The sequence below is a fragment of the Pedobacter sp. MC2016-14 genome (genome assembly GCF_020991475.1).
Taxonomy (GTDB): Bacteria; Bacteroidota; Bacteroidia; order Sphingobacteriales; family Sphingobacteriaceae; genus Pedobacter.
In genome coordinates, this window is the sequence record NZ_JAJMPA010000001.1 from 2440417 (window position 1) to 2453346 (window position 12930).

At 40.7% G+C, this 12930-nt stretch carries 9 protein-coding genes; 7 read left to right on the top strand and 2 right to left on the bottom strand.

Annotation, left to right across the window (positions count from 1 at the left end):
- Positions 1–3: 3 nt before the first annotated feature.
- Both LPB86_RS10180 and LPB86_RS10185 read right to left on the bottom strand, forming a co-directional pair.
- Entirely contained in the window at positions 4–720 is a 717-nt protein-coding gene (locus LPB86_RS10180) for a DUF4198 domain-containing protein (protein ID WP_230643192.1), read from the bottom strand.
- 19 nt (positions 721–739) lie between these two features.
- Positions 740–2059, bottom strand: coding sequence for a PepSY domain-containing protein (locus tag LPB86_RS10185; protein WP_230643194.1), 1320 nt, complete (start codon positions 2057–2059; stop codon positions 740–742).
- A gap of 217 nt (positions 2060–2276) precedes the next feature.
- Here LPB86_RS10185 and LPB86_RS10190 point away from each other — a divergent pair, with 217 nt between their 5' ends.
- From LPB86_RS10190 to LPB86_RS10220, 7 genes are all read left to right on the top strand, one after another.
- Positions 2277–2969: a peptidylprolyl isomerase gene (locus tag LPB86_RS10190; protein ID WP_230643197.1), complete on the top strand. Its 693-nt coding sequence runs from the start codon at positions 2277–2279 to the stop codon at positions 2967–2969.
- 121 nt (positions 2970–3090) lie between these two features.
- On the top strand, positions 3091–3657 hold the full coding sequence (locus LPB86_RS10195; RefSeq protein WP_230643200.1) for an RNA polymerase sigma-70 factor: 567 nt from the start codon (positions 3091–3093) through the stop codon (positions 3655–3657).
- Between the two features lie 91 nt (positions 3658–3748).
- Positions 3749–4927 (top strand): FecR family protein, encoded by a 1179-nt coding sequence (locus LPB86_RS10200; protein ID WP_230643204.1) that lies wholly within the window; start codon positions 3749–3751, stop codon positions 4925–4927.
- A gap of 32 nt (positions 4928–4959) precedes the next feature.
- On the top strand, positions 4960–8559 hold the full coding sequence (locus LPB86_RS10205) for a SusC/RagA family TonB-linked outer membrane protein (RefSeq protein WP_230643207.1): 3600 nt from the start codon (positions 4960–4962) through the stop codon (positions 8557–8559).
- A gap of 10 nt (positions 8560–8569) precedes the next feature.
- Positions 8570–10030 carry a RagB/SusD family nutrient uptake outer membrane protein gene (locus tag LPB86_RS10210; protein ID WP_230643210.1) on the top strand — a complete coding sequence of 487 codons (1461 nt, stop codon included), beginning with the start codon at positions 8570–8572 and terminating at the stop codon, positions 10028–10030.
- 11 nt (positions 10031–10041) lie between these two features.
- Positions 10042–10899, top strand: a complete 858-nt coding sequence (locus tag LPB86_RS10215; protein ID WP_230643213.1) for a putative zinc-binding metallopeptidase — start codon at positions 10042–10044, stop codon at positions 10897–10899.
- Positions 10900–10955: 56 nt separating this feature from the next.
- The gene (locus tag LPB86_RS10220; protein ID WP_230643216.1) at positions 10956–12929 is read left to right on the top strand and encodes a S8 family serine peptidase; all 1974 of its coding nucleotides are present in this window, start codon (positions 10956–10958) and stop codon (positions 12927–12929) included.
- Position 12930: the final 1 nt, after the last annotated feature.

Below are 12930 nucleotides of genomic sequence, written 5' to 3' on the forward strand. Positions count from 1 at the left end.
TTCTTACTTTACTTCAAAACTGTAAGTAGCGCCTTTCCAGGATGCTTCATAAGCCTTGCCCAATTGCTCACCTTTGCCTTTCTGGTAGTCAGAAACTTCTACCACATATCTTCCAGGCCATATAGGGGTAAATTCTGCCACACCACTGGCATTGGTTACAATTTCCTTAGTCCAGCCAGATGGTGAGAATACTGAAATGGTTTTAGCTTTAGCAATTACACCTTTCACGGCGGCTTTTAATTTTACTGTCGTATTTACAGTAAAGCTACCCGCACCCAGTGGAATCACTTTTAGTTCAGTGCTGAATGCTTTTTCGTCAAAACCTTTGGCATTACCGACCTGCACAGTAGCAGTGGCCAAAAAGTGATAAGCTGTAGTGCCTGCTAATTCTTTTGCAGGGTGACTTACCAGTAAAGTATATATTCCGTCTTTTGCCGGGGTAAAAGAAGCCGTAGCCACGTTATAACCTAAGGTAGTATTTAGTTTTATTTTTTGTTGATCAGGGCCAACAAGCCACAGCGTTAATTCCTTAACATCAGAATACCATTTTGCAACTGAATCACGCTCGTTCTGTGCATATTCACCATAAAATAATTTTACCTGCTGTGCCTGACCTGCTTTACCAGTGGCATTGGTTTCTATCCATAACGCATGGGCAAAGAGTTGACTGCTGCATAAAACTAACAGTATCGCCAAAAGGCTCATTTTTATTGTCTTCATATTATATCAGTTGCTTGTTTTAAAAATTAACTACAGTCTCTACAGCGGGACTTGCAGGTTTAAGGATGATCTCTTTTTTTCCAGGTGTGATATTTGCCTTGCTGTCTGGTTTTTTCTTCTTTTTCTTTTTACCCCACCAGATCAGGAATCCCGTAATGGGTAAACTCGCTGAAACAAGGCTGGCCAGAAAAGCCATAATTTTACCCGGTAAACCCAATACCGCACCCACATGGATATCATAATTCATCCTCCTGATTTTGTTGGGTAAAGTAGCTTCAGCATATTTACCCGCAAAAGGAGATGCCGATTTCATTTCCTTCAATGAATATTGATCGTAGTAATAGCTATCTACATTAAAATAAGTGTGGCTGGTTTTATAAACAGAAGCAGAAATTGCGTCAGATGGGGTAGCAGGAATAGAAATCATCATCCCGGCTGCCTCAGGATTTTCTTTTTTTAGCTTTAACCATACTTTATCAATTGAACTTGCCGCATACGGCACCAGTGAGGTCGTATCAGAAAGGGGAGCGGTACGCTCGTTCATGGTTGCCCCACCAGAGGTTAACCAGTATAAACCCTCACTCCACCATTTAAAACTCCAAACCAGTCCGGTAGTAGAAATCAATAGTAAAAATAGCATGCTGTAAAATCCAAATACGTTGTGTAAATCGTAATTCACGCGCTTAAATTTAGCATTCCACTTTACTTTAAAACTTTTATCGCGGACAGATTTGATCCATTTTACCGGCCACCATAAGACAATTCCTGAAATAAGTAAAAAGAAGAAAATAAGGATGGCTACCCCTATAATAGGGCGTCCAATATCATATGGCAACCACAAAGCCCGGTGTCCATTGAGCATAAAACGGAAAAAATCCGTCCCTTCGCCGCGTCTTGCTTCCTTAACGTTTAAAATTTCCCCGCTGTAAGGATTTACGTAGATGCTGGTAAATGTTCCCATTCTGCGCTTACCCCCTTCAGCTTTAGCATCTTTACCTTTTTTCCCTTTGGGATTTCCGGCAGCCATTTTAGCATGATCATGACCTTTCATTTTCATGTCGCCATCCTTCACCTTATCTGGCGTAAAAAAGGCAACTATTGCGGCTTCGTCTTTTTCACTATAAGTAACACTGGTGGCTTTTTCGCCCTTCATACGTTTTTCTGCAAATGCAGTCAGCTGACTTGGGTTCAAAAAAGCTTTCTGCTGAGGTTCAACAAAACGCCAGGTCTCGATCATGTCTTTAATTTCATTTTCAAAAACATAACAGCAGCCAGTAATGCTTACTATTACTACAATAATACCAGAAGCCAACCCTAACCAAAGGTGAAGCCATGCCATTATGCGTTTAAAAAGAGAGGATTTAGGAGCTTTTTTTCGTTGGTTTACTGGTTTCATTCAGCCTACAAGCTAATAGATTTAAAGATGGTTACTTAAGCGATACATTGCCCTGACAAATATAATGCATTATTTAGACTTAATCTAGGGAGTGACAAAAATATTAGGATGTCACTCAATGAAAGTATCAGCCAAGCCAAAATGTCCTTAATTTAGCCCAATGAAACTTAGAATTCTGATCGTTTTACTTTTGCTCTCTAATGTAGCTGCTTATGCGGCAAAGCCTAAACATAAATACATCCGTATTGAAACAACGCTTGGTGCATGCATTATTCAATTGTATAACGAAACCCCCGAACACAGCAAAAACTTTCTAAAACTAACAAAAGATGGATTTTATAATGGCACCTTGTTTCACCGGGTCATCAACAATTTCATGATTCAGGGTGGAGATCCGGATTCCAGAAAAGCAGAAAAGGGAAAGTTGTTAGGAGAGGGCGATGTGGGTTATACCATATGCCCGGAATTTAACGATCGTCTGTTTCATAAAAAAGGGGTGCTTGCAGCAGCTAGAGATGATAATCCCGAAAAAGCATCCAGTGGTTGCCAGTTTTATATTGTACAAGGTAAAATCTTTAGCGATGAGCAACTTGATGCTTTGGAAAGCAAACGATTAAAACATAAAATCCCAGCCTGGCAAAGGGAAATTTATAAAACCATAGGCGGTACACCACATTTAGACCGCAATTATACGGTATATGGAGAGGTAGTACAGGGAATGGAAATGGTAGATAAAATTGCAGTTGAGGCTATTGACGGGAACAACCGTCCGCTGGCTGATATAAAAATGACGGTTACCATTTTAAAAAGGCGGGCCGCCAAAAAGCTGGAGAAACAATTGAAAATCCACTGAACCTTAGTGAAGTAATTTGGCATACAAGATTCAGTAAATGGCACAACATTTTTTGCTAAATCATAAATAATGCAGCAGGTTGACATAAAAAGGCACGTAATTTTATATTATTGTGTAATATATGTATACGCCGTTAGATATATCTGCATTTGAGGCATTATTTAAAGAAAACTATAAATTCTTATGCCTTACTTCTTTCCGTATAGTGAAAGATGAAGATATAGCTATGGACGTAGTGCAGGATTTCTTTTTACAGATCTGGCAACGCCGGAACGAGCTATCTATATCCGTATCCTTTCGTTCATACGCTACCACTGCGGTTCGCAATTTGAGTCTCCAGCTCATCAAAAAAGACCAGAAAGAGCAGGATCAAAAAAAACGTTTCAGCACAGAAGAAATTGACGAGATCTATATAGATGATCAGGACGAGTTGCTGCAGAGAGAGGAAATAGACCTGCAGGTTATGAAAATGGTAGATCTGTTGCCGGCAGAAAGGAAAAAAGTTTTTCTGGCTTTTGTGGTAGACGAATTGAGTTACGCCCAAATTGCAGAAAAATACGGGATCTCTGTAAATACCGTTAAAACCCAAATGAAAAGGGCGTATGCAGCTTTAAAATCTCAACTGTCTAACGATGCCATGGGGATACTGATCTGTTCAGTTATACTGTCTGAATTCATAAAAAAGTAAGTCAATAAAAAAAACTTTCCCGGGCTGTCACCCTAAATTAATGTTTTGATAACTTAATAGTAACAAGCATGCTAATTGCCTGGCTATTTAAATGAAAACAGAAGCACAAAACAACAACTGGGAACATCTATTAAAGTTAAAAGCTGATGGTTTGCAGCCTTCTGATGCGCAATGGAACGAGCTCTCTGCTGAAGAAAAGGAATTGATCAATGGATTAGAAGAGGACGGACTTTTAACTGCCGCTGCTGGCCTGTTAAATAGAACAGAAACAGAACAGGCCTGGAACAAACTCAGATTTGAGATTGAGCCGGTAAAAGTTAAACTATATCCAAAGCTATTAAAATACGCAGCGGCTGTATTATTGCCTTTATTTCTGCTGGGCGGATTATATGTCTGGAACAAATCCCACAATGATAACCGGGTAATTGATACCGAAGATTTTGCCAGTATTACAGCAACAAATCATAAGCGTGCTACCTTAGTGCTGTCCAATGGAACAGAACTGAATTTAAACCATTCGGATTCAAAATTGACTGAAGTTGAAGGTGCACATGTTAAAAATGTAGATTCCGCTTCCCTGCAATATGTTGCCAATGCTGGGAAAGGACAAAATTCTGCAGCTGACTTTAATGAACTTCGGGTGCCCAGAGGAGCAGAATATAAACTGATCCTGGCAGATGGCTCCCAAATTTGGGTAAATGCGGCCAGTCGCCTGCGCTTCCCTGTTAACTTCAATGGAGCATCAACAAGAGAAGTATATTTAGAAGCAGGAGAGGCTTATTTCCAAATCGCAAAAAATGCCAAAGTGCCGTTTATTGTACATTATAGTAAAATGAAAGTTCAGGTGCTGGGCACCTCGTTCAATATCAATACCTACACTAAAAAAATCCGTACTACTTTGGTAGAAGGTCATGTACAACTTAAACAAGGAGATCAAATCGTAGACCTGCTGCCCAATCAGCAAGCTCTTGTGGATCAGCAATCTGGCTCGGTAAATAAAGCGGAGGTAGACATAGAACCATTTGTGGCCTGGAAAGATGGGTGGATGTATTTTGAAAACAATACACTGGAAGAAGTGATGGAGCAGGTAGGCAGATGGTATGATTTTGATGTAGTATTCAAATCTGAAGATCTTAAAGACATACATTTTGGCGGTAAGCTTAAAAAATACAATCAGATTGGTGATTTACTGAGTATTATAGAAAAAACCGGATCTGTAGACATTAACCTACGTAACCACACCATTTACGTAAATAAAACACCCAATTAATAACCTAAATAATATCAATTAACCAAAAACTAATGATGAGAATTTTACCTAAAGTATGGCTTGGCAGCCTGCTGCTCACCTTCGCTTGCTTTTTTTTAGGCGGTGCAGTGTTGGCACAAAGCCAAAAAATCTCTTTAAACCTCAAAAACGTAAAGCGATCAGCAGCTGTTCAAGCTTTGAGAAAGCAATCTAGTTTTGAGTTCTTTTACAATGAAGATGAGCTGAACAAATACCCAAATGTCAGTATTGCTGTAAAAGAAAAACCTGTGGCAGAAGTGCTGGACCTGATTCTAAAAGGTACTACGCTAAAGTACAGTATTGAAAAAAATGTGGTCATCATCAGCCAGCCCGTTACAAATTCTGGTGCTCCTGTAATAAAGATCAGGGTTACCGGTAAGGTGAGCGATGCCAATGGACAGCCTGTGCCGGGCGTAAATATTTTAGAACCTCAGGGCAGGGTAGCTGCAACTTCTGATGCCAATGGAAACTATGCAATCAGTGTGGATAAAGGGGCCGTAATCAGGTTCAGTTTTATCGGAATGAAAGGTGTAGTTTATCCGGTAACCACTGTTGGTGATGCAAAACTGCTGACCAAAAACATTACACTGGAAGATGACAACAACCAAATGAACGAGGTAGTGGTAACAGGTTATCAAAACATCGCCCGCAGGGATTTGGTAGGTTCAATCGCTTCTGTAAAAGCGGAAGACATCAAAATTGCAGGAACCAACCAGATTGATAAATTACTGCAAGGGCAGCTGGCTGGTGTTGCAGTAACCAATAGTTCTGGTTTAGTAGGTGGAAAACCAAGGGTTAGGGTAAGAGGAACATCTACCTTGCTGGGCAACCAGGAGCCTGTGTGGGTTGTGGATGGAATTATCCAGGAAGACCCGATTCCTTTCGATTACCAACAACTCAATGCATTTGCCGCTGCTACAGCTTCTACGGCTTCTGCCGCAAGTGATGCGATGAAAAACCTCGTTGGAAGTACGGTAGCTTTTTTGAATGTGGATGACATTGATGAAATTACAGTACTAAAAGATGCTTCCTCCACTGCTATTTATGGTGTAAAAGCTGCCAACGGTGTAATTGTGATCACTACCAAAAAAGGAAAGGCTGGTAAGCCTTCGGTAAACTATAGTGCAAATTTTACCACTTCAGTAAAACCTAACTACGGACAATTTAACCTGATGAACTCAAAAGAAAGAGTAGATGTATCAAGGGAAATTTATGCCCGTGGTTTGCAGTTCGGTGTATCCCCAGATCCTGTATCTTATGAAGGCTTATCTGCAGATTTATTTGATAAAAAAATAACCCAGGAACAGTTTGTTGCTGGCGTAAACAAGTTGGAAACCAACAATACAGACTGGTTTGACGTGCTTTTTCAAACACCCTTTAGTCAAAACCATACCATTAGCCTGTCAGGTGGCGCAGATAAAACTACGTATTATACTTCTGTAGGGTACATGAACGATAGAGGTAACACCAAAGGCAATGAGCAAAAAAGGTATACCGCTGCGGTAAACATCAATAGCAACCTGACCCAAAACCTGCGTGTGGGTTTTAAGTTAAATGGTTCGCAAAGTAAAACCTATGGTTTTTACAACGTAAATCCTTTTAACTATGCGTACAATACCAGCCGGACCATTCCTGTATTAACAGATGCAGGAGACCCTTACTTTTACGTTTCTCCAAACACAGGTAGTGGCTCTTTCCGCTACAATGTACTCAATGAAATTTCTCAAAGCGGAAATCAAAACAAGCTGAATGCAGTAAATGCCGTGGCCAATGTAGATTATAAGTTTTTAAAAGATTTTAACTTCCAATCCCTTTTAGGATTTGGCTATACGCAAACCAATGCAGAAACTTTTGCAACCGAAAGGTCTAATCAAATCACACAAAAAAGGTTGTACGAATTTGGTACGGCTTTGCCTGGATCAGTTCCTTATTTAGCCTCTCCAATACCACTCGGCGGGGCCTTAAACACAATCAACATCAGCAACCAAACGGTAACCCTCCGTAATACCTTAAACTACGTTAAGCGCTTTCGTGATCATAAAGATGGCTTTAGCGTAATGGTAGGTCAGGAGTTAAGGAGTTCTAAATATGACGGTCTAAACGCCACTACTTATGGTTACCTGCCAGATAGGGGAAGAAGTTTTTTACAGTTGCCATTAACAACCACCAATTCGGGGCTGACCTCAAATAATGGCTTGTATGCCGAAATGGTGCCAAGTATCACCGACCGTTTGTCAAACTATCTTTCGTACTTTGCAACCACCACCTACAATTTCAATCAAAAGTATGTAATCAATGCCAACCTGCGTACAGATGCTTCTAACCGTTTTGGACAGTATTCTAACCACAGGTTTTTGCCAGTTTGGTCTATTGGTGGTAAATGGAATATTGCCGAAGAAGGCTGGTTTAATAAATTCAGCTGGTTAAATCAGTTCTCTGCCCGTATCAGCTACGGTTTTCAGGGAAACGTTGCTGAAAACTTCAGCCCCGATTTAATTGCGCAGATTCCTGGCGGCGCTGCGGCGGTAAATCCAATTTCCGGAGATCCGGCTTTGATGATCAGGAGCCTGGCATATAAAGATCTGCGCTGGGAACGTAATAAAACGACTAACATAGGCCTGGATTTCGCATTTCTTAACAGCCGTGTATCTGGTACGGCAGATTACTACCTTAAAAGAGGGTTTGACATCATTGTTCAGAAACCTATACCATTGGAATATGGATTGCTTAACATGCCTATCAATGCCGGTGATGTGAGAAACAAAGGTTATGAATTTACACTTAATGTTGTACCTGTGAGAACTAAAGATTTCAATTGGAACATCAACTTTAATACCTCAAAAACTACCAATAATGTAGTCCGTTCAGGTGCCATCTCTTTAACCAGCTGGCAAACAGCTGTCTCGGGAGGCTTGTATAAAGAAGGCGTAGCATCCTCAGGTATTTACTCTTTTGACTTTGCCGGCCTTGATCCGGCAACGGGGAAACCCACCTATAATGGTTTAAATGTAGCCACTAATCCAGGCGCCGCAGCTGATGTTACTAAAGCGTTGGTGTATTCCGGACAACTGGACCCTAAATTTACTGGTGGTATCAACAACAGCTTTAGGTATAAGGCTTTTACACTAAATGCAATGTTTTATATCAGTACTGGAAATGTAAAGCGATTGGCTCCGTTATATGAAAACAGGCAGGTAACTTCTGCAGCCTATTCTTTTCAGAACCTTTCATCTGAGTTGAACAACCGCTGGAGGAAACCGGGCGACGAAGCTTTTACCAACATTCCTTCACTGCCTTCCTTTACTTCAATTGCGCTGGGTACGGTTAGCATTCCAGGAACAGCTTCGGCATGGAGCCCTTATGTTTTATACGATTATTCTACCGCCAGGGTGGTTAATGCAAGCTATGCCCGTTTACGAAATCTCTCTATGGGCTACTTGCTTCCTGCCGCACAGGCCGCTAAGTTTGGCATCAGGTCCTGCCAGTTGCAGGCCAGTGTTACCAACTTGTTTTATATCGCAGACAAACGTTTAAATGGAGTAGATCCGGAAGTAAACGGCAACAGTTTGCCTATTCCACGCACCTATTCTTTATCACTTAACATTGGTTTTTAAAAGGAAAATTATGAAAACTTATTATAAATATATCGTACTGATTTGCCTTGCCCTAAGTTCTTTTTCATGTAAAAAAGGCTTTTTAGAAGAGAGCAGCCAGGATATGGTTAGGCCAACTACCACAGAAGCCTTAAATCAGTTGATGACTGGTGAAGCTTATACTTTATCTGGCATTACACATGACTACAGTGAACTATTGTCTGATGATATACAGGCAAACTATGATGCCAATACCATTGTTGTAGCTGCGCTGAATAAATTTTCACCAGTGTTTACCTGGGAAAAAAACATGATAGACAGGTTGCTGGAAGTCAATGCGTCAAGCCCTAATATCTGGTACAATTACTACATCCACATCAAGGGCTGTAACGTAGTGCTTGATTATGTAGATAAAGTGAGCGGAAGCCAGGCAGAGAAGGACAATATACGCGGACAGGCCTTGGCACTTAGGTCTTACTATTACCTTATGCTGGTTAACTTTTTCGGTAAACCTTATACAGGTACGGCAGTAAACCCTGAAACAGATTTGGGTGTGCCTTTAATTTTAACAGCAGAGGTTTCAGATGCACCAATTTCCAGGGCTACAGTAAAACAAGTATATAGCCAGTTGGAAAGCGATTTGTTAACAGCCATCCCTTTACTGGATGCCAATGGGGCCGGAAACAGTATTTATAAATTTAACGCTACTGCTGCACGTTTACTTTTGTCAAGAATTTACCTGTACATGGGCAATTGGGATGGAAGTATTAATTATACCAATCAGGTTATAGCCAAAAAGCCAGGTTTAAAAAACTACAATGAAATTACTGGTACAGCCTATCCAATTAATGGTGCGCTCGTTTCACCAGAAGTGATTTGGGGTTTTGGAAGTTTAACCGAGGTTAGTTCGCTTCCTTTCGGGAATCAGCAGGTCGCAAAAGCTTCATTTACAGCTTCGGATGATTTATTAAACTCCTTTGAACCTAACGACATCAGACTGACCTATAACTTTGCAAATTCAGTATATGTTACCTCGACCTTGAATGCGTACAAATCAAAGTCGGGCAAGTTCGCCACATCAGGAAATGTAAATTCTAAAGCGTTCCGCACTGCAGAAGCTTACTTGAACAGGGCAGAAGCAAATATCCAAAAAGCAATTCAGGGAAATGCTGGAGCTATTAACAGTGCATTGGCTGACTTAAACCTACTTAGGTCTAACAGGATTAAAACAGCCAACTATGCTCCAATAACCATTAGCGATCCGCAGGCATTGTATACTTTTTACAAAGCAGAACGCAGGCGTGAACTGTCCCTTGAAGATCACCGCTGGTTTGACTTGCGCCGCTGGGGCATGCCATCTATACAACATACCATTCAAGTAACAGCAGGTGCGCCAACCACAGTAACGCTTCAGCAAAATGACAGCAGGTATACCCTTGGTATCCCTTCAGAAGCTTTAAATAGAAATACTAACCTGGTTCAAAATCCTTAAAATCCTAAATCATGGATAAGATAAAATATACATTTGGTTTCCTCGTGCTACTTACCATACTAGCTGCATGTAAAAAAGAAGAAGTATTAACGCCAAGTGAACTGGCCATTGAATACCAGCTGCCACAGGGAAACCACGATTACGACAATACCCTGGTAGAGCTGAACAATAAATATGGCTCCTTCTTTTTATACAAATTTTCGGCTGTAGACTTCGGTTACACACCCGTTTATGCACCTTCCAATTTTGGAGACACCTATGTTGCTGACATTGCTGATGAATCTTATGTAGGGAAAGTATTAACTTTTGTACAAAAGAACTGGTTAAGCTACTATAGCGACGCCTTTTTGAAGGCTAATCTTCCTTTTAAAGTATTGCTGGCTCAGAATATGAGGTCAAAAACATCAGCTAGTACAAAATACGCAGTGCTGTCTAACTACAACCAAATGACCTTAAGTTATTTTGGGCCCGACTTTGATTTGTTAACCGCCGCACAAAAGAAAACTTATGTAAACAGCATGCATACAGAATTCTTCAATTTTATTTTTAATCGAGGTAAAATTGATATCCCGGCAGATTTTGGGGCAGTTACCAGTTATACTACAGCAGCAACAGCAACAAATTATTATGCATTAGGATATGTGTCATATGTGGTCGCCTTACAAGCTGACAAACTAAATAAGGATTTTCTTTCTTACATCGCGTTGATTACGTCTAAAACTAAAGCAGAACTTGATGCTACAATTCTTAGCCCTACAACTGATACCGCCGGTCTGATTAGAAAGAAGTATGATTTTATCATCAACTATTATAAAACAAAATACAATATAGACCTGCAGGCCATTGGCAATGCTGGTGTTGTAAACTAATAAAATCAATTGCCGTTTTGGCGGCAACTGAACCTTTCATTTTAAGCGACTAAATAATGATGCGTTATAAATTACTGATTTGTGCTTTAATGCTCTTTCCTTTTTTGGGTAAAGGACAGGCAAAATTAACAACCATAGCAGCTAAGCCTGTTGTAAATTATGAAGCCGAGCTCGCCAAAAAGGCATCGAGTGTAAAGAGTGCTAAAGTTTTGGCTGTAAAAGTAGATGAGGTGGTCGCTTTACTGCATACCCAATTTAAGGGGCAAGCCATTACCGTAGGTAAACTCTTTGCTTTTAAGGCGGTACCTACAGATAGTGTGGTAAATCTTGCTGCTGCTTTAATGCAAATGCGTGCCTCACACAGTAAAATTGACACGTCTGCCTCCATAGAACAGTTACTGGGCATTAAGGAAACTATGGTTAAAGGAGCGGAGCGGGCCTATGAAGAGCAATTGCTGCTGACGCAAAAGTACCTTGCCGAAGCAGTACCAGAAGAAGGCATTACCAGATTCTGGCACCAAAAATCTTTTGCCACTGATGGCATTTATGGTACAGCCCTCGAGCGTGCTTACGCAGAACTGTTGAAAGGCAAAACACCCAAAAAAATAAGGGTGGCGGTATTGGATGCCGGGGTAGATCTCGAGCATCCTGATTTGCAGAAATCTTTATGGACCAATAGCAAAGAAATTGCTGGTAATGGTATTGACGATGACCATAATGGTTACATCGATGACATACATGGCTGGAACTTTCTGGGAACAAAAGACCCTAAGGTAAATATTAACACCAGCGTTACCGAAGGAGACCGTGAATATTACCGTTTGATGCAACTGTACAAAGGTAAGGATACCACAAAATTAAATACGGTTCAAAAAAAGTACTTAAACCAGGTTAAAAGGGTTTCCTCTTTGTACCAAAAAGAAAATAATAAAGACCGGATAGCGCAGCAACTTGCGGCTTTTGATCAAATTTATACAGCTCTGGAAAGGCAAAAAAAAGGTAGTTATGTTACAATTGCGGAGGTTATGGATTTTAAAGAAGACAAAACACAGCCTAACCAATCTTTAGTTTTGATGAGCCTCACCAATATTGCACGATCCCAGAACTGGAAACCGGCAGATTCAGCCCTGGCACTGATCAATAGCTTAAAAAACAACCTGGTAATTAATGCTAAAAAAGGATATGCCGATCAGCTGGCGGCTTCGGCAATAGACTACCGCAAAGAAATTTATGCCGGCCTTCCAGAAAAAAACAAGGCCAAATACTATGGCAACAACGTGCTTTCCTTTTCCAGTGCAGATCATGGTACGGCTGTTAATGGAATTATAGGAGCCGACCGTGACAACCGCCTGGGTGCAATGGGCATGGTAGATGATGTAGAATTAATGAATGTGCGGGTGGTATTACCCATGGGTGATGAATATGATGAAGATGTAGCTAATGGCATTCGTTATGCCGTAGACAATGGCGCACAGATCATTAACCTGAGCTTTGGGAAAAACATTTCACCAAATAAAAAGATAGTAGATGCAGCTGTAAAGTATGCGGAGAAAAAAGGAGTATTAATTGTGCGTGGTGCAGGAAACAACACTAAGAATACGGATGTATATCCTTTTTATCCAACGCAATTTTATGAAAATGGGAAAGAAGCTAAAAATATGATAACAGTGGGTGCTACAGATTTGAAGGGCCGGATTATGGGGTTCTCAAATTATGGTAAACATTCGCTGGATCTTTTTGCGCCAGGATTTAACATTTACTCTTCCATTACCAGAACTTCAGGAGGTTATGAAAGGTTACACGGCACCAGTATGGCTTCGCCAATTGTCGCAGGCACTGCAGCTTTAATCATGTCTTACTACCCCAACCTTACCGCCATTCAGGTTAAAGATATTTTAATGAAAACCGTAACAAAAGTTGCCCCCGGAAATGCAAAACCAGGTATGGAACTCAGTGATATATCTATCAGCGGTGGTATCCTGAACGCTTACGATGCACTAAAAATGGCAGCAACCTATCCCTTAAAATAAT